We start from the raw sequence: 24,119 nt of genomic DNA, 5'->3' as shown, positions 1-24,119 counted from the left end.
TGTAAAAGTATGTTGTTTTGATATTGCTGCAAATGTACCGAAAGATAGCCAAATGGCAAAATTTTTCATGGCAAATAATGATTGATAAGTTTATTTTTTGTAATTTTACAACCCGAAAAATATAAATGTTAACATCATGATGAAAAAATTATTATCTACCACAATGTTTATGGCGGTGCTTGCAATGGCATACGCATGCAACACGAATGCACGTCCGCAGGGTGGGGCAGGGGGATCTGTTGAGGAAGACTCTGCCGAATATACCCTCTCGATACTTGTCGCCGGCGACCTTATGCAGCATCAGGGACAGATTAACGCGGCACACAACGGTGACGGAACATACAGTTACGATGAGACTTTTAAGTATGTAAAAGAGGAGGTTAGCAGTGCCGACCTTGCCGTGGCAAATTTCGAAGTGACGCTCGGAGGGAAACCTTACAAAGGCTATCCGTGTTTCTCTGCGCCCGACGAATACCTGAAAGCGTCTGTCGATGCGGGCTTTGACGTGCTGCTTACTGCCAACAATCACTGTCTCGATTCGCGACAGAAAGGATTGGAACGAACCATAGACATGATGGACAAAAACGGTGTATTGCATCTCGGAACTTATAAAAACAAGGCGGAAAGAGACAAGAGCTATCCTTTCATAATAGAACGGAATGGTTTCCGGGTGGTGATACTTAACTTCACATACGGTACTAACGGAATTCGGGTGCAGGCACCAAACGTTGTCAACTACATGGATACCACAGAGATAGCGCGCGACATAAAGAAGGCAAAGACAATGAAACCGGACATAATAATTGCCATTCCGCATTGGGGGATAGAGTACATGCTGCAGCCTGACCGACAGCAACAGGACATGGCGGCATGGCTGTTGAACAAAGGCGTTGACCATGTGATAGGTGCGCACCCGCATGTTCTTCAGCCGATGGAACTGCGCAACAAGGAGCGACGCGGCGGAAATATGGTGGCATATTCGCTTGGAAACTATGTCAGCAACATGACTCGAACAAACACCGATGGTGGAGCAATGGTACGTCTCGATTTCAAGAAACGGGGCGGGGGAGTCACTCTCGAAGACTGCGGTTACAGTCTTGTGTGGGTGTCGCGACCTGCCATTTCGGGTCACAAGAATTTCAGAATATACCCCGTGCATATACCTGACAGCATGCTAAATTCCGCAGAACGTGGAAAACGCAACCTGTTCTACAAGAACATGAAAGCATTGTTCGACAAGTACAATAAAGGGGTGGGGGAGTTGAAATAATTGTTATCTCTGTTAGGGAGTGAAAGAGTTGGAAAATCAAAGAGTTAAGACAATGATTTTTTTATAAGTCATTAAACATCAATTTAACCCGAATCGGTCATTAGAACCCTCAACCGATTTTGTTCGATTGTTGGGCAGATGTGCAACCGTTTCATCGAAGGCGTAGCGGGCTACATCGAGATGCAATGTCTGCGCAGGTGTCAGCAAGCGGGCTAAAGCAGTAGGGAAGCGTAACGGCAATGGCAAATCTAAGCAAATGCGGTCTAATGACCGATTCGGGTTTAAACAAGTGTTGTCTTAACCCCTTGATTTTCCAACTCTTTCATTTCTCAAAAATATATTCTTTACTATTGGAAAAGTCTTCCCCTTTCTCAATGTGCCTCTAACCAGTTTTTCCCCCAACCGCAGTCGGCGATGAGCGGAACACGGAGGCGGTAGGCATTCTGCATCTCTTCGAGAACGATTTTCTCCACGGTCTCTTTCTCCTCGGGAACGACGCTGAAGTTGAGTTCGTCGTGTACTTGCAGTATCATTTTACTGTTGAGGGATAGTTCTTTGAAACGTCTGTAAATGCGTATCATTGCCACCTTTATTATGTCGGCGGCAGAGCCTTGTATGGGAGCATTGATGGCATTGCGCTCTGCGAAATTGCGAACCACGGCATTGCGCGAGTTGATGTCTGACAGGTAACGTCGTCGGTGTAACACTGTCTCGGCGTATCCGTGTTCTCGTGCCATTTGTTTCGACTTTTCCATATAGTCGTGTACCTGTGGGAACGTTTGGAAAAAGCCGTCTATAAGCAGTTTTGCCTCGTTCCGTTCTATATCTAATCGCTCGGCAAGTCCGAAAACCGTTATGCCGTATATTATGCCGAAGTTTGCCCGTTTCGATTTTGTGCGTTCGTCGCGCGTAACATCTGCAATGTCTTTCTTGTATATCGTGGCTGCCGTTGCAGCGTGCAGGTCGTGTCCTTCGCAGAACACTCTAATCATGTTCTCGTCTCCCGAAAGGTGTGCCATGACACGCAGTTCGATCTGACTGTAATCGGCAGAGAAGAACAGGCAGCCGTCGTCGGGAATGAAAGCCTTGCGTATCTCTTTTCCGTCTTCGCCGCGCACCGGTATGTTTTGCAGGTTCGGATCCGACGAAGATAGTCGTCCGGTGGCGGTTATGGTCTGGTTGAATGACGTGTGTATGTGTCCGGTTTTCTTGTTTATCAATTTTGGAAGGGCGTCTATATATGTTCCGAGCAGTTTCTTCAATCCTCTGTGTTGTAATATGTTATCTACAATTTTGTGTTTGTGGCGCAGCGTTTGCAGCACCTCCTCGTTGGTAACAAACTGCCCCGTCTTCGTCTTCTTGGGTTTTTCTGTTATCTTCATCTTGCCAAACAAAACTTCGCCCACCTGTTTAGGCGATGCAATGTTGAATTCTTCACCTGCCAGCATGTATATTTTCTGTTCCAACTCGTGCATTCTGGACGTTAGTTCCTGCGATGTCTCGGCGAGTGAGTCTGTGTCAATCCGCACTCCGTTCATCTCCATTTCGGCGAGCACTTTTACCAGCGGCATTTCTATTTCGTAGAATAATTCCTCCACACCTGCCTCTTTCAGTTTCGGTTCAAGCACGTTTTTCAACTGTAGTGTTATGTCGGCATCTTCGCAGGCATATTCATACACATCGGCCGGCGGCAGCGAGCGCATCGACCTTTGATTTTTCCCTTTGGGTCCGATGAGTTCTTCTATGTGTATCGTTTTATAGTTTAAGTACACCTCTGCCATGTAGTCCATGTTGTGGCGCAGTTCCGGTTGTATCAGATAATGCGCAATCATTGTGTCCCACATCTCGCCGGCGAGGTTAATGCCGTAGTTCGCCAGAACTTCAAGGTCGTACTTTATATTCTGTCCTACTTTAAGGATTGTCGGGCATTCGTATAAAGGTTTAAAAATGTTAACGATTCTTTGTGCTTTCTCTCTGTCCTCCGGTATTGCCACATAGAATGCCTTGTGCGGTTCCACGGCGAAGCTAAGACCCACCAATTCTGCCTCAATGGCATTGGTAGAAGTGGTTTCTGTGTCCAAACTTAATATTTTGTATGTTAATAAAAAATCACAAATTTCGCATGCTTTACTCTCGTTTTCAATAAGTTGATATTCTGTTTTAACGGAATTTAACTGCGATTTTGGCGATGTTTTTTCTTCTTCCGTAGTTTCGTTCGTGAAAAAGCCGAATAAATCTTGTGTTATAACGGTATTTTTTTTCTGTTTTGTTTGGTTTTTCAAAAACTTCTCCGAGAGACTTCTAAATTCCAATTCTTCGAAAATTTTGCGCAGATTTTTTTCATCGGGTTCGGTAAGTTTGAGTTTTTCCAAATCCGGTTCGATAGGCACGTCGGTACGAATTGTGGCGAGGAACTTCGACATCTTTATATCCTCCACTGCCGACTCCACTTTCTTTTTCAACGCTCCCTTCAATTCGTCGGTACGCAACAGCAGTTGTTCTACGCCGCCAAATTGTGAGATAAGTTTCACGGCAGTCTTTTCGCCCACGCCCGGACATCCCGGGAAATTGTCGGCACTGTCGCCCATAAGTGCGAGAAGGTCTATGATTTGTAGCGGGGTGGTGATACCGTATTTTCGGCACACTGCATCGGTGTTCATTACTTCGTAACCTCCGCCGTAGCGCGGACGATATACGAAAACGTTGTTTCCCACGAGTTGTGCATAGTCTTTGTCGGGTGTCAGCATATACGTCTGTATGCCCATTTCTCCGCTTTTCAGTGCCAATGTTCCAATTACGTCGTCGGCCTCGAAACCTTCTGCCTCGAGTATGGGGATTCTCATTGCTGCGAGAATGTCCTTTATAATCGGTACGGAGGAGTGTATATCTTCCGGTGTTGCCTCGCGTTGTGCCTTGTATTCGGGAAATACCTCCGAGCGAAATGTCGATCCGTGCGGGTCGAATGCCACACCGAGATGTGTAGGCTTCTCTTTTTCAATAACCTCGTGAAGCGTGTTGCAGAAACCTAAGACGGCAGAGGTGTTGAATCCTTTGGAGTTTATTCTCGGATTTTTTATAAAGGCATAATATGCCCGGTAGATAAGTGCGTATGCGTCTAAAAGAAACAATTTCTCCATAAATATACTTATTTTACGCTCAAAATTACAAAAACTTTTCCATAAATGCGATAAAAACACTAATTTTGTCGGAAATTTAATGTTTATGGATTTCCTGTCAATCATAAAACAACCCGTCGGCAACGAACTGGAAACTTTCGTCGAATTGTTCAACTCTACCTTGAAACATGAGTATGGACTGCTAAACAACGTACTCGGTCATATACGTCAGCGTGGAGGCAAGCGCATGCGTCCAATGCTTATACTGCTCATTGCCAAGAACTATGGCGGGGTGAATGATGCTACCCTTAACGCTGCCGTGGGGCTGGAACTGCTGCACACGGCGAGCCTTGTACACGACGATGTGGTGGATGAGAGCGACGAACGACGCGGACAGGCATCTGTAAATGCCACTTACAACAATAAGGTGGCAGTGCTTGTAGGCGACTTTATACTATCTTCGGCACTGTTGCGCGTATCGGAAACGGGCGACAGCAGGATAATAAGCAATCTTGCACGTCTCGGTAGGACTTTGTCGATGGGAGAGGTGTTGCAGTTGGCCAACATAGATAACAAGGAAATTTCGGAAGACATTTATTATCAAGTAATAAGGCAGAAAACGGCTGCACTCTTCGAGGCATGTTGCGAAATGGGGGCATTGTCGGCAGGGGTAGATGAGAAAGACACTGCGGAGGTGCGCGAGTTCGGCAGCAACATAGGTCTTGCTTTTCAGATTCGAGATGATATTTTCGACTATTACGACTCGTCGGAAATAGGCAAACCCACGGGGAACGACATGACAGAAGGAAAACTTACGCTGCCGGTGATATACGCATTAAATTCTACCGGAAACGAAGAGATGCTCGCTTTGGCTCGGAAAGTGAAGGAACGTACCGTTACGACTGATGAAATCGCCCGTTTGGTGGCTTTTACAAAGGAAAACGGCGGGGTGGAATATGCTCGTGGGAAGATGGAACATTTTCGTGCTCTTGCACAACAGTTCATATCCCGCAACGTGAAAAAAGACGATGTGGCAAGGGCACTGAACGCATATATAGATTTCATAGTGCAGCGTAATAAATAACGAAAATGTGAAATTTCGTTCCTTTTATCGTTGTCATTTTATAAAAAATGCCTATCTTTGCGCATTACATTGATACAACATGACAGCGAACATTAATGTTAGATTTTGTAAATCCGTAACGATTGTTATGGCGTTGTGTTGCGTGTTGTTTTGCGGAATGATGTATATCTATTTCCGTCCGGACACGCTGAAAATGTTTCATTTTTTCAGATATATCGGTATTCTCGACATTTTGGAGAACATGAAACGAGACCCTTCCGTTGTTTCTTCGTGGGTTCTTTACAATCTTCCGGACGGTGTATGGCTGTTCGCATATACGATAATAATAGGTTGTATATGGAATTTCAAGATAAGAGACTGCTGGATGTTTATTCTCGTAATGCCGACAATATCAATCTCGCACGAGTTCATGCAGATGCCCGGAATAATGCACGGAACCTATGACCCGAATGATGTTTTTGCCTATATCGTAGCCCTTGTGGCAGGCTTTGTATATATTTATTTTATAGAAAAGTTTGCTTTCAAAACCGTAAGAAGGGTGGAACGGCGGCGTACAAGTTCTCTGAAATTATTCCTGACGATGTTTACTTTCTCCTTGTTTGTGCTGCTTGCCATAGGAAGCGACGACACGGTGGGGAGGATAAGTGCAAATACGGGTTGCTCTTTTGAGAAAGTGGAGGAAAACCACGGAGATTAGAGAAAGACTTTGGAGAGTTGGGAAATCAAAGAGATTTTCGACGGAGTTGAAGAGTTGGGAAATCAACTCTTAAGAAATCTCCATCGAAAATCTCCTTAATTCCTGAAAAGTTACCGATATTTTAGAAGAACTTGATTTCTTTTCCTTCTATTTCGCTGAGCAAAAGATTTGCCAAACGGCTTGTTCCGAGACGGAACCACTTGTTTGTGAGCCATTTCTCTCCGAGCACTTCCTTAACTATGGTATAGTATATCATTGCGTCCATAACGGTGTTGAGTCCGCCGGCGGGTTTGAAACCTATCTGGATACCCGTCTCGTCGTAGTACTCTTTGATGGCCTGACACATTACGTATGCAGCCTCCGGAGTGGCAGAAATCTTCTCCTTGCCGGTTGAAGTCTTGATGTAGTCGGCACCTGCATACATCGAAAGGATAGACGCTTTCTTTATGTTTGACGCAGTTACTATATCGCCTGTTTCGAGGATAACCTTCAAATCGTGTCCGTCGCAGGCATTTTTCATCTCCTGAATGTCGTCGCATACCCCTTCGTAGTCGCCCGAAAGGAACTTTCCAACAGACATAACCATGTCAATTTCCGTTGCACCGTCTTTGATGGCGAGTGCCGTCTCTGCAACCTTAACCTCGATACGAGCCTGCGACGAGGGGAAACTGCCGCTCACGCATGCAATCTCAACGCCGTCAACTTCGAGCGTGTCTGCCACGGTCTTGGCAAAACACGGATACACGCATATTGTTGCAATGTGCGGCATGTCTGCATATTCATCGTAAAACTTGTTCACTCTCTCGGTAAAAGCCATTACGCTCTCCTCAGAGTCGGTGGTTTTGAGGGTTGTCAGTTCGATGCTTCCAAAGAGGAATTTCTTAACCTCCATGTTATCGTTTTCCGGCACTTTCTCTTCTATAATCTTCTTTACGGCTTCTTTTACTTTGGCATCGTCAATGTTGCAATCATATTTTGCCAATGCCTGTTCGTACTTGTTTTTCTGTTCCATTGTTTTTATAAATTATTAAATACCATTACTTTAATTTCGGGTTTCTCAAGTGTCGCGTTTTGTCGCGTGTGGTTTTCTTGACGAAACTCTTTCTCAACTCTTCTGTCAGATCAACGCCGGTTTGGTTTGCAAGGCATACCAATACCCACAGAACGTCGGCCATCTCCTCTCCGAGATTAGGCTTTTCGCCCTCTTTAAAACTCTGATCGCCGTAAGTCCTTGCCATTACTCGTGCCAATTCTCCGACCTCCTCGGTAAGGCATGTCATGTTTGTAAGTTCGGAGAAATAGCGTACTCCATATTCTTTTACCCACTCATCAACAATCTCTTGCATCTCTTTGACACTCAGCGTGGGATTTTTCATTTCCATGAAATCGGCAACTTTACGCATATCTTTTTACCTTCTTATGGTTGTAATCGCTACCATGCCGGCACCGGTGGAGTGGTGCGGAGGTGGGATTTACTACTATTCCTTGTTCTTCGTATCAATGCAAATCGTGACCGGTCCGTCGTTTACAAGTTCTACTTTCATGTCGGCTCCGAACTCGCCGGTACCCACTTTTCTGCCGGTCTCTTCCTCGAGTCGGCGACAGAAAAACTCGTATAAAGGCACGGAAATGTCGTGGCGGGCTGCCCTTAGCCATGAGGGGCGATTGCCTTTCTTGGTGCTTGCAAACAGCGTGAATTGGCTTACAACGAGTATGTCGCCGCCCACCTGACCGATACTGAGGTTCATAACACCGTTCTCGTCATCGAAAACGCGCAGCCCCACGACTTTTTTTGCCAACCATTCGGCATCGCTTTCCGAGTCGGTTTCTTCCACTCCCACGAGTATCAGAAAGCCTTTTCCTACTGCGGATTTAACGGTACCGTCTATGGTTACGCTCGCGCGGCTCACCCTCTGTATCACGATTCTCATGGTGCAAAGTTACGGCTTTTTATTTGATTTTACAATTTTAGAATGTCTTTTCTGTTTTTTCGCAATTTGTGCAGGATTGTGATGTGTTGTGAAACAACCGAAATTGCAAATTAAAATCGCCTGTTTTGCTCGTCAAATTCGGCGGTTTTGTTTTCTTGTTTGGTGTAATGTGTCTGATGGTAGAATGTCAAACGTTGTCTGACTTGTGGAAATATTCATATAGAATGTTGGCTTTCGATGCTCCGATTGTTTTTGTAAGTATCTGTAAATCAGCGGTTTTAATTTGTTTTGCGCTCTTCAGCTCCTTTATCAGCAGTTCCTTTGTCTTTGGTCCTATGCCTCGTATGTCATCGAGTTCTGAATGCAGTGCGTGCTTTGACCGCTTTTCTCGGTGGAACGTTATGGCGTATCGGTGTACCTCGTCTTGTATGCGTGTGAGTACACGGAACAATTCGGAGTCGGTCTTGATGCCCACCACCGCTGCCGGGAAGCCGAACAGCAGTTCGTTGGTTCGGTGCCGGTCGTTCTTTGCCAGTCCTGCAATGGCAATGTCGAGACGCATTTCGTCTTCCACTACCTGTCTCACAACCTCCATCTGCCCCTTTCCTCCATCGGTGATGATGAGGTCGGGTAGGGGTTGTTTCTCTTCTTTCAGCCGGGTATATCGTCGTCTGACAACCTCTTTCATGGAGGCGTAATCATCGGGTCCTTCAACCGTTTTGATGTTATATTTACGGTAGTCTGCCTTACTCGGTTTGAGCCCTTTGAACACCACGCATCCCGCCACGGCGTCGCTTCCCGATATGTTTGAGTTGTCGAAACATTCTATGTGGTATGGCATTTTCCGCATACCGAGAGCATTCTGCAATTCCTTCATCAGGCGTGTCTGTTTCTGTTCGGGATTCAGTTTCTCTGCTTGTTTCAGTCGGTCGAAACGATATTGTCTGCCGTTCATTGCCGAAAGTTCCAGCAGGTGTTTCTTGTCTCCGCGGCAAGGCACGGTAATTGTTACGTTGGGTAGTCTTGTTTCGGGCTCGAACGGCAGTATTATCTCTGTTGCATCGCTACCCACCTGCTCGCGTATCTGCATTATTCCCGTGGTGAGAATGTCGTCGGCGGTTTCGTTGAGTTTCTTTTTGAATTCGTATGTAAATGCTTGATTTATTGCACCATTGGTAACGTGCATGTAGTTTATGTATGCTCTTGTGTCGTCCTCTGTGAGTGTGAACACGTCGACATTGGTAATTGTATGACTTACCACCTCGCTCTTTGATGCAAATTTTTCGAGCAAGTTGTATTTTCCTTTCAGTACCTCTGCATCTTCAAAACGCAGTTCTTCTGCTGCCTGCAACATCTTTTCGTACAGCATTTTCTGTACCTCGCGGGTATTCCCTTTTAGTATCTCGCGTGCCTGCGCGATATTTTGTTGATAGTCTTCGCTTGTCTGTTTCCCTATGCAGGGACCTTCACAATTGTGTATGTGGTATTCGAGACATGGCTTGTATTTGCCCTCTTTTATTCCTTCTTGGGTTATGGGGAAGCGGCAGGTGCGTGGGTGGTAGAGTTCTTTTATTATGTCGAGCAGTCCGTACATTGTGCCGACGTTGGAGTAAGGGCCGAAATACTGCCCCCACTTCCTGTTGATGTTGCGTGTTGAGAAAATTCTTGGGAAGTGCTCTTTCGTGATACATATACTGGGATATGTTTTCCCGTCTTTAAGCAGAATGTTATATTTTGGCTGATATTTCTTTATCAGCGAGTTCTCGAGCAGCAAGGCATCTTCCTCCGTATTTACCACAGTATATGTTATATTCCATATCTTGCTCACAAGAACCTTTGTCTTGAAACGATCAACTTCTTTGTGGAAATATGACGAAACACGGTTTTTGAGGTTCTTTGCCTTGCCCACATAGATGATGGTTCCCTCTCTGTCGTAGTATTGGTAACTGCCGGGTTGGGAGGGTAGGGAGGCTGCAATGTTTCTCAGGTGCGCCAAACGTGCTTCGTTTTCTTCCTTTGTCATAAGATTTCGGGTGCTTGTTTCACGTGAAACTTTGCCTTTGTGTATTGCCAAGAACAACAAAACACACTCTCGGAGACTGTTAAATCTGAATGAGGGTGCTTACTTCGATGTCTTTGTCGAATATGTTACGTCCCTCGAAACCCTCATTGACAAGTTCTATTATGAAGTTGACATATACTTTCTTGGGGTTGAATTTTTTCACGAGGTCGCACGAGGCTTTCATTGTTCCGCCCGTAGCGAGAAGATCGTCGTGCAACAACACTACATCGTTAGACGAGATGGCATCCTTGTGTATCTCGATAGTGTCGGTGCCATACTCCTTTTCATAACTCTCTTGGATTGTCTCCGTGGGAAGTTTTCCGGGCTTACGGCACAATATTACGCCTGCACCCAGACGCACTGCGAGTGCCGATGCCAATACAAATCCGCGACTCTCTATGCCCACAACCTTTGTTATTCCTTTGTCTTTGTAGATTTCGTATTGCTCGTCTACCATCTCTTTAAGGCATTCCGCGCTCTTAAACAATGTCGTTACATCGCGGAAGTTCACTCCCTTTGCAGGAAAATCCGGAATACATCTCAGATTGTCCATTAATAATTTGTTGTTCATAATCGATGTTATATATTATTGATTTTTAATTATTTGCATGCTGTTTGTTTCACGTGAAACATTAAGTTCCCTTTTGTTTCCTTTTCATGTCTTGTTCGGCATTGCGTTTTTCACTATCTGTTTGTCACCGCCCCATTAACACGAGTAGTACGTTGATGTCGCTTGGTGAAACTCCGGGAATGCGTGATGCCTGTGCAAGAGTCTCCGGGTTGATTCGTGACAATTTCTGTCTTGCCTCGATTGATATGTGGTTAATCGACATGTAGTCGAATTTTCCTTTAATTTTCATGCTTTCCAAACGGTGCATCTTTTCTGCAATATCCCGTTCTCTTTCAATGTAACCCGCGTATTTCATTCTTACTTCTGCGGCTTCCGCAATTTCCTCTTTTCGGTTTTCGGGTGCGTCGAGAGCCTCTTTCAGTTCGGGAATCATCTCTGCCAACTTGTATATGTCTATTTGAGGTCTGCCGAGAAGTTCTATTGCTTTGCATCCGGTGCGAAGCGGTGTCGTGCCGAATGCTTCGAGCATTCCTTCTGTTTCTTTGGGACTCATCGATGTCTTGCGGCATATTTCGATTATATGCTCTATGTGGCTGTTTTTCTCTTCCCACCAATCAAAGCGGTTGCGGCCTGCAATTCCTAATTCGTATGCCCGCTTTGTCAGTCGTGCGTCGGCATCGTCCTGTCTTAACAGTATGCGGTATTCCGCCCTCGATGTAAACATACGGTAAGGTTCGTCTACACCTTTCGTTACCAAATCATCGATGAGAACGCCTATATACGACTCGTCGCGGTGCATTACGAACCGTGTTCCGTATGATGTCTCCGTGTTGTCGTCGCCCGCTAAGAGCGCGGCGTTTGCACCGGCAACGAGTCCTTGTCCTGCGGCTTCCTCGTATCCTGTTGTTCCGTTCACTTGTCCTGCAAAGAACAACCCCTCTATTTTTTTCGATTCCAACGAATGTTTCAGCAGGGTAGGGTCGAAGAAATCGTATTCTATTGCATACCCAGGGCGATATACTTTCACGTCTCTTAGTGCGGGTATGCACTTCAATGCTTCTATCTGTGCGTTTATCGGCATGCTCGACGAGAAACCGTTGAGGTACATCTCGTTTGTGTCCATGCCTTCCGGTTCGAGGAAAAGCGGATGACTGTGGCGGTCGGGGAATGTCGTGAGTTTTGTCTCTATCGACGGGCAGTAGCGTGGTCCGATGCTGTTTATTTGTCCATTATACAGAGGAGAACTTTCCATGCTTCGGCGTAACACCTCGTGTGATTCGGCGTTTGTGGATAATGTCCAGCACGGCAGTTGTGGCAGCGGTCTTGCTTCTCCCATGTATGAGAATTTGTGGAAATCGGTTTCTCCCGGTTGCATTTCAGTATCTTCGAAATGTACCGAGCGTCGGTCTATTCTTACCGGCGTTCCCGTCTTCATGCGTGCCGATGTTATTCCGTGTCTTGTTATGCTCTCGGTAAAATGTTTTACGGCAGGTTCGGCAATTCTGCCTCCTGCCACCATCTTGTCTCCTATGTGCATCATTCCGTTTAGGAAAGTTCCTGCGGTTATGACCACTGCCTTTGCATGCAGTTCCACTCCCCATATCGTGCGCACTCCCGTCACTCTTTTTATATGACGTGGAATGTAAGTCTTGCTCCCGTTTTCTTTGTTGTTTCCGGCTGTTGCGGTTTCTTGCACAATCAGTTCGTCGGCTTGATCCTGCCAGATGTCAAGATTGTGCGTGTTGTCAAGTACCCTGCGCCATTGCGATATGAACTTTTCACGGTCGCACTGTGCTCTCGGACTCCACATTGCCGGTCCCTTCGAACGGTTCAGCATGCGAAACTGTATGGCCGTGGCATCGGTTATCAGTCCCATCTGTCCGCCCAAAGCGTCTACTTCCCGAACAATTTGTCCTTTCGCGATGCCGCCCACTGCGGGGTTGCAACTCATCTGTGCAATTTTGTTCATGTCCATGGTAACGAGACATGTCTTTGCCCCCATGTTCGCGCTTGCGCATGCCGCCTCGCAGCCGGCATGTCCTCCGCCAATGATTATGACATCGTATTTTAAAATCATATATTTCCAAACATTATGCCGTGCAAAATTACTAAAAGTTTCGTAAATAAGCATTTTATTCTCATTATTTTGAATAATCGATGTAAAAGTGTTAACAAATGGTAAACGTAAATGCTGTTTTTGTTTTCCAAGAGATAATCTGCCCGTTCTCAATGTGTTGAATTACGGTATCCGTTCCGTTGCAACATACATTTCATCGGGCTGTTATGTAAAAACACATATTTTTCATTTTTTCTCCGCCAAATGTTTGAAATATCATTAATTTATGGTATATTTGCAGCCTAAAATGAGCGTGATGATACCTAAAACAAGGTATTTTATCTTAAAAATGCTGTCATATTACATGTGAAGCAAACCTGAATCTAAAGTAATTTTAACATTTAAATAATTCAAAATCAATCATTTATGTGGTTAACAAATTCATCTATTGGAAGGAAGGTTGTGATGTCTGTCACGGGTATCTGCCTTATCCTGTTCTTGACTTTCCACGGTGCAATGAATGTTGTGGCTCTCATTTCCGGTGAGGCTTACAACGCTATTTGCGAACTGTTGGGTTCCAATTGGTATGCCGTAGCCGCCACCTGTGGTCTGGCCGGTCTGGCATTGCTTCACATTTTCTATGCTTTCTGGCTGACGATGCAGAACCGCAAGGCTCGCGGTCCTGAACGTTACCATGAAACGGCACGCAGAAGTGAGGTTTCTTGGGCATCTCAAAACATGCTTGTTTTGGGTATCATAATCCTCTTGGGCATTCTCCTTCACCTGTTTAATTTCTGGTACAATATGATGTTTGCCGAGATAATAGGCATGCATACGGCACTTAGTCCCACCGATGGTTTCGGCTGGATACAGGAGACTTTCAAGAATCCTGTCTATGTTGTGCTATATGTTGTTTGGATCATTGCTATATGGTTCCATCTCTCTCATGGTTTCTGGAGTGCCATGCAGACACTCGGTGTCAACGGCAAGGTATGGTTCAACCGTTGGAAAGTCATCGGTCTCGTATATACCACCGTGCTCATGGCTGTGTTTCTCATCGTTGTCCTCGCATTCGCCTTCGGCTGCGCCCCGAGCCTTTGCTGCGGGAAGTGCTTATGATAGGTGTTCGTCGGGACTATGAACTATTGTAGATTGTAAATTCGAAAATCGTAGATTACATTATGACAAAGACATTAAATTCAAGGATTCCAGAAGGCTCGGTAGCCGAGAAATGGACTAATTATAAAGCACACCAGCGTTTGGTAAACCCCAAGAACAAACTGAAACTCGACGTTATTGTCGTAGGTACGGGTTTGGCCGGTGCCAGTGCAGCCGCTTCTCTCGGTGAGATGGGCTTCAATGTTCTTAATTTCTGCATACAAGACTCGCCCCGTCGTGCTCACTCTATCGCGGCACAGGGAGGTATCAACGCAGCCAAGAATTATCAGAACGACGGAGACTCGGTCTATCGTCTGTTCTACGACACCGTGAAAGGCGGCGACTATCGTGCTCGAGAGGCCAATGTGTATCGTCTGGCCGAGGTCTCCAACAGCATAATTGACCAGTGTGTGGCACAGGGAGTGCCGTTTGCTCGCGAGTATGGAGGCATGCTTGCCAACCGCTCTTTCGGCGGAGCACAGGTTAGTCGTACTTTTTATGCAAAGGGACAGACGGGTCAGCAGTTGCTGCTCGGTGCTTACTCCTCGTTGATGTGTCAGGTAAATGCCAACAAGGTAAAACTCTACACACGCTACGAGATGGAAGACGTGGTAATCGTTAATGGCAGGGCTCGCGGAATCATAGCAAAGAACCTCGTTACGGGAAAATTGGAACGTTTCTCAGCAAATGCCGTTGTAATAGCTACAGGCGGATATGGCAATGCCTATTTCCTTTCTACCAATGCCATGGGCTGCAACTGTACCGCAGCCGTGCAGTGCTATCGCAAGGGCGCGTATTTCGCAAACCCATCGTATGTTCAGATACACCCGACGTGTATTCCGGTACACGGCGACAAACAGTCGAAACTTACACTTATGTCCGAGTCACTGCGTAACGACGGACGTATTTGGGTTCCAAAGAAGATAGAAGATGCCAAGGCTCTTCAGGCCGGAACAAAGAAAGGTTCGGATATACCCGAAGAAGACCGCGACTATTACCTCGAGCGTCGTTATCCCGCATTCGGAAATCTTGTGCCGCGCGACGTTGCGAGCCGTGCTGCAAAGGAGCGTTGTGACAACGGTTTCGGTGTAAACAATACCGGTCTTGCCGTATTCCTCGATTTCTCAGAGTCTATCGAGCGTCTCGGTATCGATGTTGTTCTTCAGCGTTATGGCAACCTCTTCGATATGTATGAGGAAATTACCGATGTCAATCCGGGCGAGATGGCAAACGAAATAAACGGTGTCAAGTACTATAACCCGATGATGATATTCCCGGCAATACACTATACGATGGGTGGTATCTGGGTTGACTACGAATTGCAGACCACCATCGACGGTCTGTTCGCCATTGGAGAGTGCAACTTCTCCGACCATGGTGCCAACCGCCTCGGTGCCTCTGCGCTCATGCAAGGACTTGCCGACGGTTATTTCGTACTGCCTTACACTATCCAGAATTATCTCTCCGACCAAGAGGTATGGCCGCGCATTTCAACCGATTTGCCCGAGTTTGAAGAAGCAGAGAAGGGCGTTCAGAAAGAAATCGACCGCCTGATGGGCATTAAGGGCAAACGTTCGGTTGACTCTTTACATAAAGAACTGGGTCATATAATGTGGGAACATGTAGGCATGGGACGCACCGCCGAAGGCTTGAAAGAAGGCATAGAGTTGATGAAGAAACTCAAGAAAGAGTTTGACACCAACCTCTTTGTGCCGGGAAACAAAGACGGACTCAATGTGGAACTCGACAAAGCCATCCATTTGCGCGACTTCATATTGATGGGACAACTCGTTGCTTACGACGCGCTCCACCGCAACGAATCGTGCGGAGGTCATTTCCGCGAGGAATACCAGACGGAAGAAGGTGAGGCAAAACGTGACGACGAGAACTTCTTCTACGTTGGTTGCTGGGAGTATCAAGGCGACGACACCACCGCACCGGTGCTGATAAAAGAGCCTCTGGAGTATGAAGCGATAAAGGTACAAACACGTAATTACAAGAATTAATATCATGGCAAAAAATATTTCATTCACTTTACATTTCTGGCGTCAGAACGGTCCGAAAGAAGAGGGGCACTTTGATACCCGTCAGATGAAAGATATTCCGGACGACACCTCGTTCCTCGAAATGCTCGACATTCTCAACGAGGATCTTATAAATGAAGGTAAAGAACCGTTCGTGTTCGACCACGACTGCCGCGAAGGTATCTGCGGTATGTGTTCGCTATATATTAATGGTCATCCCCACGGATCGAGTGTCGGTGCAACCACTTGCCAACTCTATATGCGCCGTTTCGAGGACGGACAGGACATTTGGGTTGAGCCTTGGCGTTCTGCTGCGTTCCCCATCATCAAGGACTGTATGGTTGACCGCACCGCTTTCGACAAGATAATTGCCGCCGGTGGCTACACCACCATACGTACGGGACAGGCTCAGGATGCCAATTCTATACTCATTCCGAAGCCCGATGCCGACGAGGCAATGGACGCTGCCAGTTGTATCGGCTGCGGTTGCTGCGTTGCCGCCTGCAAGAATGGCTCTGCAATGCTCTTTGTAAGCTCGAAGGTAAGTCAGTTGGCATTACTCCCACAGGGACGCCCCGAGGCCGCAAAACGTGCAAAGGCAATGGTTATGAAAATGGAAGAACTCGGTTTCGGCAACTGCACCAATACCCGCGCTTGCGAGGCAGAGTGCCCGAAGAACGAGTCTATATCTAACATTGCGCGTCTGAATCGCGAGTTCATCTGTGCAAAGTTCAAAGATTAGACATCTTTTTTAATCATTGCCATACGGCAAACATTTTAGGAACAGGCTGAAATCCGGGCAAGGATTTCAGCCTGTTCTGTTATTTTGTCTTTTAACCCAAATCGGTCATTAGACCGCATTTGCTTAGATTTGCCATTGCCGTTACGCTTCCCAACTGCTTTAGCCCGCTTGCTGCCATCTGCGCAGTCATTACATCTCGACGCAGCCCGATACGCCTTCGATGAAACGGCTGCACGTCTGCTCAACAATCGAACAAAATCGGTTGAGGGTTCTAATGACCGATTTGGATTTAAGACGGTTCGTTAAAATCCGAGCCAAACATTCTATATGGAATGTGTATTTGTCAGACATTATTTTCAAATAATACCCACCACCGTGTGTTGCATACGTTTTTGTGAAGTAACGGCAAGGCAGTCTACAACCTTGTGGCGGGACAGGCAACAAGTCGCGTTATTGTCATAAGTCGTATAGTACGGCAACACCACACAAATATTTCCATACGTCAAAACTACGGTTTATGTATTCATGTTGATACAATAATGCCCGACCATGCAAACGGTCGGGCATTATTTCATGTATTTTCAGATGTCTGTTCCGGTACTTATTTCACTTGTATAGCAAACGATTTGACACCTTCTTCGGTTGTCAGTTGCAGTATCGCAACCCCCTTGTTGATGTCTGCGGTACCGATGTTTTCCATGTATCCGCCCTGTTTCAGCAGTTGTCCTGTTGCAGAGAAGATGCGGAAAGTCTTGTAATTGCCGTTTACGCGTATGCCGTCGGCCGTAACCACCGGTGTCAGTGTACCGTTGTTTTCGCCTGCTGCCGTGTCAATGTCGCTCGTTCCCATTAGTTGTGCGAGCAGTTTCACCACCACCGGCTCTGCGCCTCGTGTCTGTATCATCAGTGCTGCGGCACGGGTTGTCGGGTCGTCGCTCTTGTATCCAATGGCAATTGCTCCTCCTGTTGACGGCAGTTTTTCAGTGTTATACTTGAAGAAATTCTTCATCATCGACGGCAGCAACGTTATTGTAACGGGAGAGTATGCACGTTCCGTGGTAATGTTCAGCGTTTGCGGTTCGGTTCCTATGCCTGTCTGGAAGAAGAACTTGAGGAAATCTTTGTCAACGTTAATCTTCGGCAGGTCTGTGCGTCCGTATGTAAAGTCGTCTATCATAAAGTTGAGCGACGTCTCTTTTCCGCCAACCGGACTGTAGAACGAGTATGCAACGTGGAATTTATCGTCGATGTCAAGTCCTTCAATCTTCGACAAATCTATGCGATAGTCATACCAAGCCTCCGGTTCCACTGTAACTCCCGCCGGTGCATGATCCAACAGATTGATGTAGTGCGGCTTTGCTTGTCCGTCTTTTTCCGTGATGACATACAGTCCGAAAGCCTCCTGTCCGTTCTCCGTCGGGTTGTTGAATCGCAGGCTGAACGTTACCACCTTGCTTTTGGAGTTCTTGTATGAGAGTGTCGGCGATATGAGCCAAGTCTCGTGCTCGCGTTTATCCTCCACTCCCCAGCGGAAGAACGATATTTGTGCCACCTCGTTTTCCACCTCTGTCTGTGCGGCATTTTTCTGGTGCCATGCATAGAACGGGCGTTCGCCTCTTACCGTGATGTTCTGCCATCCGTCGATACCGAGTACGCGAGTATGGCGCAGTCCGTCGAATTTCTCGTTGAGAATGGTCAGTGTTTCGGCATCAGCCGTTTTCACCATGGCATCTTCTATCTTGGTAAACTTCTCTCGTTCCTCGACTTTGTTGACATCGAAAGCCACGCTGTTAACGTTGATTTCCTTTTTGGCGACAAACCGAACGAATGTCGGGCGGTGTGTGTTCACGGTGAACTTACCCTCTGCGTCTGCGGCATTTGCGTCCGTCCAGTGTCCTCCTCCGTCTATCGAGTACTGTGCTTTGCAGTCTGCGGCAATTGTTGCCGGTGTCATAGTAACGGTGTTTACTCCGTTTGCGAGAATTTCGTCGAAGTAGAGAACACCGTCCTTGTCTATTGTTATGTTGTTTGCGGCATTCCATTTACCGTCCAGTTTCCAATATCCGAGGTCGAATTTATGGAAATTCTTCCATGCCTCACCTTTGAAACGCGGATCCATTGTCTGGTCTGCACCGAACTCCTCCACAATCGCTCCCGCGGGTGCCGCTTTGCAAACACCTTTGAGTTGAATGCGCAGTGTGTCGGCCAGAATGCTTGTCAGCATCAGCGTTGCATTGTATTCGCCTGCCTGCTTCGGCTTGAATGTTATTTTAACGGGACCTTGGTATAATGTTTCCGTAGGTTGCGAGTAATAGAACTGCGATTTGTCTATTGTGAACGTGCCTGCCACATCTTGTAGAATTGCGATGTCGACACTCGTTATCACGTTGTTGATGTCGAATTCCACTGTCTGTTCGTCGGTCTTTCCGGGTGCGGCTTTCATCTCGCGCACCATTGTTCCGGCCTTTAATTCCATGCTCGGCGTAGTTCCCGCTTGCTTGAAATATCCCATCAGGATGAGTTTACCCGAATTCTCCGTGTCTGCTCCTCCGAACATCATGGAGTAAGCGTTTGCACCCACGAAAGCCCCTTTCTTTGTCGGGGTTACCGTCAGCATTGCCTTTGTCGTGCCGTTATTAGGTAGTTTTTGCACGCTTAGTTTCATCACGTTGTCAGCATCTGTTCCGCCGAAGTTTGGTTCTTGGTCTGCTGCGAGGTGCATTCCCTGTATTGCCACGGGATATGTTGCCGGCACGCCTACCTCTCCCACTATGGTGCGGTACTGCGGCAATATTGCCACGAGCGGTGTCTTGTCTTTTGTTTCCAAACGTTTCGCGCTGAAATCGTCCATGCGCACTTTGCTTTTGGGTGCCACTACGATGTTGAATATGAGTTTCTCCGCTCCCGCCGGACATACCGTGCGGAATTTCAGTTCTCCCCAAGCCTTCATTCTTCCGAAGAAAAGTTCAGGGTTGCAGATAAAGTCTTTCTCAGCACTTTCTATGTTTTTACCTTCGGCATCCACCCAGTTCAATGCCAGTCTGAATGGTCCTCCGGGCTGTTCCGACCTTTCCGTGAAATAGTGTATGAGACATTCCACTTCATCGCCTTCAACCACCGTTTTTCCGTTTGCCTTAAGATTTATTTCCTGCTTGAGCGAACCAAATGACTCACCGGTTTCTATTCCCACTCCGAAACCGCTGTCCGAGTTATACCTGTCGGTACCTTCGAGTTTCGTCACAGTACCTTCCGTCTGCCATTTCGAAGGCTTGTTGCCGTCGAAGATATAGAAGAATTCGTCTTCGAGAAGTTCCACGGTTGGTGTGTTCGGAGCCACTCCTCCTTTTGCCGAACCTTTTAGCGTTACGGTGGCAACGGCATCTCCCGCCATTATCGTCAGTGTGGCGTTCTTCGCTCCTCCGTTTTTCGGTGTGAAATACACTCCTATTTTTCCGCCCGTTGCGGTCAGTTCCTCCGTAAGCAGCGTAAAGTCGGCAGTGTTGCCGCTCGTCAGTGTTGCAGTCGGATTGCCCGTAAAATTGGCTATCAGCACGTTGATGTCTTTTCTGTAACTCTGTTCGCCTACGTTAACCTGACCGAAGTCTATTTCTTGCGGCATTGCAGTCACAGTAACGGGGAGTTCCCCTGCAACTGTCTTTATGTTCCTTATTCTGAACTGTGCGCGGTTACTACTGTTTCCGCTCGTGGCAAAAGCGATGAAGCCCGTGCCGCTGAGGTTTGCCGGAATTTTCGCACTGAACGCTTTCCAGTCGCCCGGTTTCGAACCTTCCACCCCCGTTATTTCGCCGATTATGGCTTTGGTTGTGCCGTTCTTGTCTATGACCAGCATCTCCATCTTTACGTTGCCCTTAACCAAAGATGCCTCATACTCAAAAGTGAGTTGCTTGTCCGAGAGGTCGCCGAGCGTCATTGCCGGAGAAACGAGGTAACTCTGATAGTCGTTCTTGTCCAAAGGAGTGTTCGACTGCTGGAAATACAAGTTCTTGAAAGGTGCCATCCATCTCTTGTTCTTGTATGTGTAAATTGATTTCCACACCCCGTCGTTGAGTGCCTCCACATACTTTTCCGTAATCGAGATGTCCGATTGCGGATTCTCTTCGCTCAACGACGAGAAATCGAGCGAGACTTGTGCCTGTGTTTTTACCTGACCAAACAGGCACAGCAACAGGCATAGTGCAAGTGCCTTGGTCTTCATTGTTTTTAGTTTTCTCATTTCAGTTTAATTTTGATTTAAATATTTATAAAAGTTAAACTCTTTTTGGACAGATGCGTAAAAATACCCACCGTACAACATGAAGTTGCATGGAGGGAAATACAAAAATGCAAAATCCCGCCCACAAGGAACTGCAATGCAAACAATGGCAGAATCCAAGTAAGCGTGACAAAGTTACGAATAAAACGCCACAACATTGCATCCTTCTTATTTTTTAACATTCCTGCATGTCTCACGCGCCTCCCGTCCGTCAAACATCCCGGCGTTTCAAGCAATGCAAAACAGGTTGAATTGTCTGCCAATTTCGGCTGTTTTGATTTGCAATTTCGCCGAATTTGCACGGCAATTCCGCCTGTTTTGATTTCGCACTGAATATCTCGGGGCATTGAAAAAGATTGCTAAATGTTTATAATAAATAGGTGTTTGCTTGCAAGTAAGGAATTTTATAATTATTTTTGCAACCTAAAATTTTAGTAACAATTTTATTTTTAAACAGTAAAGAATGAACAAACTTAGTTATGGCTTGGGTCTCGGCATCGGTCAACAGTTGGCGCAGATGAACATAGAAGGCTTGAGCATAGACGACTTCGCAGACGCAATCAGAGATGTGACAGAGAATAAGCCGCTGAAGATGGAACACCGCGAAGCACAGGAAATAGTGCAGAAACATTTCGCCGAGCAGGAAAAGAAATTGCAGGCGGAACGTGCGGAGAAAGGCAAAGAGGCAAAGGCAGAGGGCGAGAAATTCCTCGCCGAGAACGCCAAGAAAGACGGAGTGAAAACCACGGCGAGCGGACTGCAATACAAAATCATAAAAGAAGGCAGCGGCAAACAGCCGAAAGCAACCGACAAGGTGCGCTGCCACTATGAAGGTTTTCTCGTAGACGGAACGGTGTTTGATTCGAGCGTGCAGCGCGGAGAGCCGGCAGTGTTCCCGCTCGACGGCGTGATAGTGGGTTGGACCGAAGGACTGCAACTCATGAAAGAAGGTGGCAAGACACGCTTCTTCATACCATACAAACTGGCGTACGGCGAAGGAGGAGCGGGAGCAAGCATTCCGCCGTTTGCAACGCTCGTGTTCGATGTCGAACTGATTGACGTGCTTTAAAACTCGCGACAAACGTCGGCAGAGATTCGTCCGCATTACTTACGTACAATGCCGACAATCCGGTACGGACAAGAAACAAAAGAAACAGAAACAAATAAACATAAAAAACAAGACAATGAAAAAATTAACTTTCTTGGCAGCAATTGCCATGACTGCCGCTTCTTTCACGGCGTGCGACAACACGGCGACAAAAGCCGACCTCAAGACAGATCTTGACACGCTGAGTTATGCCATCGGAATGGCACAGACAAACGGACTGAAAGAGTATCTCGTAATGCGACTCGGAGTAGATACCGCTTACATGGACGATTTCCTCAAAGGAGTGAACGAAGGCGTGAATGCAGGAGACGACAAAAAGAAAAACGCATACATGGCCGGACTGCAGATAGGACAGCAGATAAGCAACCAGATGGTAAAAGGCATTAATCAAGAACTCTTCGGCAGCGACTCCACCCAGACAATCTCACTGAAGAATTTCATGGCAGGCTTCTCTACGTCGGTGCTTGGAGGCAAAGGGCTGATGACATTGGAACAGGCCATGCAGACAGTGCAGACCAAGATGGATAAGATAAAAGCCGTATCCATGGAAAAACAGTATGGTGACAATAAGAAAAAGAATGCGGAGTTCGTTGCAAATTATGCCAAGAAAGAGGGCGTGAAGAAACTCGGTAAGGGCGTTTATTACACCGTTATAAAGGAAGGCAACGGCCCCATGCCGAAGGATACATCGATGGTAACGCTGCAATATGAAGGAAAACTCATCGACGGAACCGTATTCGACAGTTCGTACGAACGCGGAACTGCCGTGCCGATGCGTGTTAACCAAGTGATACCGGGCTTCACCGAGGCTCTGTTGCACATGCCGGTGGGAAGTATCTGGGAGGTATGCATACCGCAGGAACTGGCATACGGACCGCGTGAAGCCGGAAAGATAAAGCCTTTCTCGGCTCTCGTGTTCAAGATAGAACTCGTTTCTTTGGGCGAGAAAAAATAACAAACATAACCCCGGGGAATAAATGAAACCGTGGGAAACAAGGGAGTCGGGGAGCCGGGTAATACAGCGCGCAAACACAGAATGGTGTTCGAAACGCAATGTCCCGATTCCGTGACTCCCTTTATTCTTTACATAATCAAAAATCAAAAAAGTAATATTTATGAAAAAGATATTAATAATGGCAGTGCTTATGGTTGCAGGCGCAGTGGTAACCACGGCAACGGCAGGAAAGAAAGACAAGAAAAAGAAATCTTGCAAGATAACGGCACTCACACAGGTAGAACTGAACAACGACATCGACTCGCTGAGTTATGCCTTGGGATTGTCGCAGAGCAAAGGGCTGAAAGAATATCTCGCCAACCAACTGAAAGTGGATACTACGGATATCTGTCCGTTCATAGAAGGTCTGGTAGAAGTGGTTGGACAACAGTTGACGGAGGAAGATGCGACACGCTTCGCGGGACACTCCATAGGACTGCAGATGGCTAAGAGTATGATACCGTCGATGGAAAACGACATGAAAGCCGCCGACGAGAACAACACCATGAACCGGAAAGCATTCCTTGCGGCATTCGTCAGCGGACTGAAAAACATCCCGACAATGCTCACGAACGAGCAGGCACAGCAGGTTTCGCGCGAAAAGATGAACCGGCTGAAAGAGGCTGCCAACATGAAAAACAAGAAAGCGGGAGAGGACTTCCTCGCCATGAACGCATCAAAAGAAGGTGTGGTGGTACTCCCCAGCGGACTGCAATACAAAGTGCTGAAAGAGGGTACGGGTGCCATTCCAAAGTCAGACGACAAGGTGCGCGTAAAATATGAGGGACGACTCGTAAACGGAAAAGTGTTCGATGCAAGCGCAAAGCACGACGAGAAAGGCGTAACATTCAAACCAAACCAAGTGATAAAGGGATGGACCGAGGCTCTTACCATGATGCCCGTAGGCTCAAAATGGCAACTGTATATTCCGCAGAACCTCGCGTATGGTCAGCGCAATGCGGGAGCAGACATCAAACCATACTCCACACTCATCTTCGATGTTGAGGTAATTGGCATCGAGAACAACGAATAA

20 protein-coding genes are annotated in these 24,119 nt (G+C 46.8%); 10 read left to right on the top strand and 10 right to left on the bottom strand.

Features of this window, described 5'->3' with window-relative positions; all coding sequences use genetic code 11:
- The first annotated feature begins 139 nt into the window (after positions 1-139).
- A complete protein-coding gene (locus EII32_RS05850; RefSeq protein WP_410524570.1) occupies positions 140-1,270 on the top strand; it encodes a CapA family protein in 1,131 nt (376 codons plus the stop codon).
- Between the two features lie 78 nt (positions 1,271-1,348).
- Here EII32_RS05850 and EII32_RS12110 read toward each other — a convergent pair whose 3' ends face one another.
- A complete protein-coding gene (locus EII32_RS12110) occupies positions 1,349-1,516 on the bottom strand; it encodes a hypothetical protein (RefSeq protein WP_158611136.1) in 168 nt (55 codons plus the stop codon).
- 125 nt (positions 1,517-1,641) lie between these two features.
- On the bottom strand, positions 1,642-4,407 hold the full coding sequence (gene polA / locus EII32_RS05845) for a DNA polymerase I (protein WP_125234502.1): 2,766 nt from the start codon (positions 4,405-4,407) through the stop codon (positions 1,642-1,644).
- 85 nt (positions 4,408-4,492) lie between these two features.
- Here polA and EII32_RS05840 point away from each other — a divergent pair, with 85 nt between their 5' ends.
- Both EII32_RS05840 and EII32_RS05835 read left to right on the top strand, forming a co-directional pair.
- A complete protein-coding gene (locus EII32_RS05840) occupies positions 4,493-5,470 on the top strand; it encodes a polyprenyl synthetase family protein (protein WP_125234501.1) in 978 nt (325 codons plus the stop codon).
- 127 nt (positions 5,471-5,597) lie between these two features.
- The gene (locus EII32_RS05835; RefSeq protein ID WP_158611135.1) at positions 5,598-6,167 is read left to right on the top strand and encodes a hypothetical protein; all 570 of its coding nucleotides are present in this window, start codon (positions 5,598-5,600) and stop codon (positions 6,165-6,167) included.
- Between the two features lie 121 nt (positions 6,168-6,288).
- Here EII32_RS05835 and deoC read toward each other — a convergent pair whose 3' ends face one another.
- The 6 genes from deoC to mnmG form a co-directional block, all read right to left on the bottom strand.
- Positions 6,289-7,179: a deoxyribose-phosphate aldolase gene (gene deoC, locus EII32_RS05830; RefSeq protein WP_125234499.1), complete on the bottom strand. Its 891-nt coding sequence runs from the start codon at positions 7,177-7,179 to the stop codon at positions 6,289-6,291.
- A gap of 25 nt (positions 7,180-7,204) precedes the next feature.
- A complete protein-coding gene (locus EII32_RS05825) occupies positions 7,205-7,570 on the bottom strand; it encodes a nucleotide pyrophosphohydrolase (protein WP_410524568.1) in 366 nt (121 codons plus the stop codon).
- Positions 7,571-7,645: 75 nt separating this feature from the next.
- Entirely contained in the window at positions 7,646-8,098 is a 453-nt protein-coding gene (dtd, locus tag EII32_RS05820; protein ID WP_125234498.1) for a D-aminoacyl-tRNA deacylase, read from the bottom strand.
- 187 nt (positions 8,099-8,285) lie between these two features.
- The gene (gene uvrC / locus EII32_RS05815) at positions 8,286-10,121 is read right to left on the bottom strand and encodes an excinuclease ABC subunit UvrC (RefSeq protein ID WP_125234497.1); all 1,836 of its coding nucleotides are present in this window, start codon (positions 10,119-10,121) and stop codon (positions 8,286-8,288) included.
- 79 nt (positions 10,122-10,200) lie between these two features.
- Complete coding sequence (locus tag EII32_RS05810; RefSeq protein ID WP_125234496.1) at positions 10,201-10,731, bottom strand: adenine phosphoribosyltransferase; 531 nt, start codon at positions 10,729-10,731, stop codon at positions 10,201-10,203.
- A 124-nt stretch (positions 10,732-10,855) separates the two neighbouring features.
- Positions 10,856-12,808 (bottom strand): tRNA uridine-5-carboxymethylaminomethyl(34) synthesis enzyme MnmG, encoded by a 1,953-nt coding sequence (mnmG, locus tag EII32_RS05805; RefSeq protein ID WP_125234495.1) that lies wholly within the window; start codon positions 12,806-12,808, stop codon positions 10,856-10,858.
- Positions 12,809-13,213: 405 nt separating this feature from the next.
- Between mnmG and EII32_RS05800 the strand changes: the two genes are divergently transcribed.
- From EII32_RS05800 to EII32_RS12105, 4 genes are all read left to right on the top strand, one after another.
- Positions 13,214-13,906, top strand: coding sequence for a succinate dehydrogenase/fumarate reductase cytochrome b subunit (locus EII32_RS05800; protein ID WP_125234494.1), 693 nt, complete (start codon positions 13,214-13,216; stop codon positions 13,904-13,906).
- A gap of 62 nt (positions 13,907-13,968) precedes the next feature.
- Positions 13,969-15,951, top strand: coding sequence for a fumarate reductase/succinate dehydrogenase flavoprotein subunit (locus EII32_RS05795; RefSeq protein WP_125234493.1), 1,983 nt, complete (start codon positions 13,969-13,971; stop codon positions 15,949-15,951).
- Between the two features lie 4 nt (positions 15,952-15,955).
- Positions 15,956-16,711 (top strand): succinate dehydrogenase/fumarate reductase iron-sulfur subunit, encoded by a 756-nt coding sequence (locus tag EII32_RS05790; protein ID WP_125234492.1) that lies wholly within the window; start codon positions 15,956-15,958, stop codon positions 16,709-16,711.
- 129 nt (positions 16,712-16,840) lie between these two features.
- A complete protein-coding gene (locus EII32_RS12105; protein WP_158611134.1) occupies positions 16,841-17,017 on the top strand; it encodes a hypothetical protein in 177 nt (58 codons plus the stop codon).
- Between the two features lie 295 nt (positions 17,018-17,312).
- Here the strand turns inward: EII32_RS12105 and EII32_RS05785 are convergent, their stop codons facing one another.
- Entirely contained in the window at positions 17,313-20,945 is a 3,633-nt protein-coding gene (locus EII32_RS05785) for a choice-of-anchor J domain-containing protein (RefSeq protein ID WP_125234491.1), read from the bottom strand.
- Positions 20,946-20,962: 17 nt separating this feature from the next.
- Positions 20,963-21,331 (bottom strand): hypothetical protein, encoded by a 369-nt coding sequence (locus EII32_RS05780; RefSeq protein ID WP_125234490.1) that lies wholly within the window; start codon positions 21,329-21,331, stop codon positions 20,963-20,965.
- A 116-nt stretch (positions 21,332-21,447) separates the two neighbouring features.
- On the opposite strand from EII32_RS05780, the gene EII32_RS05775 reads away from it, so the two are divergent.
- The 3 genes from EII32_RS05775 to EII32_RS05765 all read left to right on the top strand — a co-directional run bounded on the left by EII32_RS05775 (position 21,448) and on the right by EII32_RS05765 (position 24,119).
- Positions 21,448-22,053 carry an FKBP-type peptidyl-prolyl cis-trans isomerase gene (locus EII32_RS05775; protein WP_125234489.1) on the top strand — a complete coding sequence of 202 codons (606 nt, stop codon included), beginning with the start codon at positions 21,448-21,450 and terminating at the stop codon, positions 22,051-22,053.
- A 115-nt stretch (positions 22,054-22,168) separates the two neighbouring features.
- Positions 22,169-23,047: an FKBP-type peptidyl-prolyl cis-trans isomerase gene (locus EII32_RS05770; protein WP_125234488.1), complete on the top strand. Its 879-nt coding sequence runs from the start codon at positions 22,169-22,171 to the stop codon at positions 23,045-23,047.
- A gap of 160 nt (positions 23,048-23,207) precedes the next feature.
- Positions 23,208-24,119 carry an FKBP-type peptidyl-prolyl cis-trans isomerase gene (locus EII32_RS05765; RefSeq protein ID WP_125234487.1) on the top strand — a complete coding sequence of 304 codons (912 nt, stop codon included), beginning with the start codon at positions 23,208-23,210 and terminating at the stop codon, positions 24,117-24,119.

The organism is Prevotella sp. OH937_COT-195 (genome assembly GCF_003932845.1).
GTDB lineage: Bacteria > Bacteroidota > Bacteroidia > Bacteroidales > Bacteroidaceae > Prevotella.
The sequence above is the reverse complement of the archived record's forward strand: the minus strand, read 5'-3'. Positions and strand labels throughout refer to the sequence as shown.